We start from the raw sequence: 1,320 nt of genomic DNA, 5'->3' as shown, positions 1-1,320 counted from the left end.
CGGGTTGGGGAATGTGCGAGACCGCGTCATGGGGCTCTTCGGTGCGTCGGCTGATTTTCGTGTGGAGTCTGCCGTGGGAGAGGGGACGCGCGTGTCCTTCCGGGTGCCTGCGTGAGCGATCACGACGACGAGACGCTGCTCGAGCAGCAGGCAGCCCTTCGCTGGAGCCGCTCCTATGGCGCGCTCGAGGCACTCGATCCGGCGCAGACCTTTTCCCCGGCAGAGGGGCAGCCTGCAGATGGCGGTGCGCGGCCGGGCTCACTTCCTGGCTACACGATGGGGCAGGCCGTCGGCATCGGTGGCATGGGGGTGGTCTATCGCGCCACCCAGGAGGTTCTGGGGCGAGAGGTGGCGGTGAAGCTGGCGCCGTCGCCGGATCTGGCCACACGCTTCACCCAGGAGGCGCGGCTGGCGGCGCGTCTCGATCATCCGAACGTGGTGCCGGTGCACGATCTCGTCCGTGCGGCGGAAGGTGAGGCGCTCGTGATGAAGCTCGTCGAAGGGCGGCGCTGGGGAGACGATCTTCGCGGGCGCTCAGCGGACGAGGTCTCCGACGCATCGATCCTCGCCCGTCATCTCGAGGTGCTGCTCACGTTGTGCAATGCGCTGGCCTATGCGCACAGTCGCGGTGTTGCGCACTGCGATGTCAAGCCAGACAACGTGATGCTGGGTGCCTACGGCGAGGTCTATCTCGTCGACTGGGGACTGGCGCGTGAGATCGGCATGCCATCTGATGGCGTGCCCTGTGGCACGCCTCGTTACATGGCGCCGGAGCAGGCGCGCGGAGATGCGCCTGGCGCCGCCACCGACGTCTTCCTGCTCGGCGCGACGCTCTTCGAGGTGCTCTGCGGTCGCCCCCCGTATGCGCAGCAGCGGCTCTCTGACGTTGTGGGGGCCGCAGTCAGGGCTGTGCCTCCGGTGCTGGGCGCGTCGGTCTCGACGGAGCTGGCCCATATCTGTCGCACGGCCATGGCCCCGCGTCCTGAAGATCGCTTTCCCCATGTCTCGGCTTTTCGAGGGGCGTTGCATCGCGCGCTCGAGCATCGGGAGAGCGCGCGTGTCGAGGCGTTGGCCCTCGAAGCCCTCGAGCGTGCCCAGACCCTCGAAGGTCAGGCGGCCTATGTTCGGTTCGGTGAAGCGGTGGCCAGCTTCACGCAGGCGCTGCTGTCGTGGCCGGAGAGCGAGACCGCGCGCGAAGGGAGAGAGCGTTCGCTGCGTCTCTTTGCAGAGGCCGCGCTCGACAAGGGCGATCTGACGCTGGCGGAGTCTCAGGCCCGCCGACTCGACGAGGCGTCTGTGGTGCGCCACGCTCTTCTTCAC

The 1,320-nt window shown here is 68.0% G+C and carries 1 protein-coding gene; it reads left to right on the top strand.

Annotated elements, in window-relative coordinates:
- Positions 1-111 precede the first annotated feature (111 nt).
- Positions 112-1,320, top strand: a 1,209-nt coding sequence (locus EB084_25705; protein NDD31659.1) for a serine/threonine protein kinase, incomplete at its 3' end; no start/stop codon positions are given.

Source organism: Pseudomonadota bacterium (genome assembly GCA_010028905.1).
Lineage (GTDB): Bacteria > Vulcanimicrobiota > Xenobia > RGZZ01 > RGZZ01 > RGZZ01.
The sequence above is the reverse complement of the archived record's forward strand: the minus strand, read 5'-3'. Positions and strand labels throughout refer to the sequence as shown.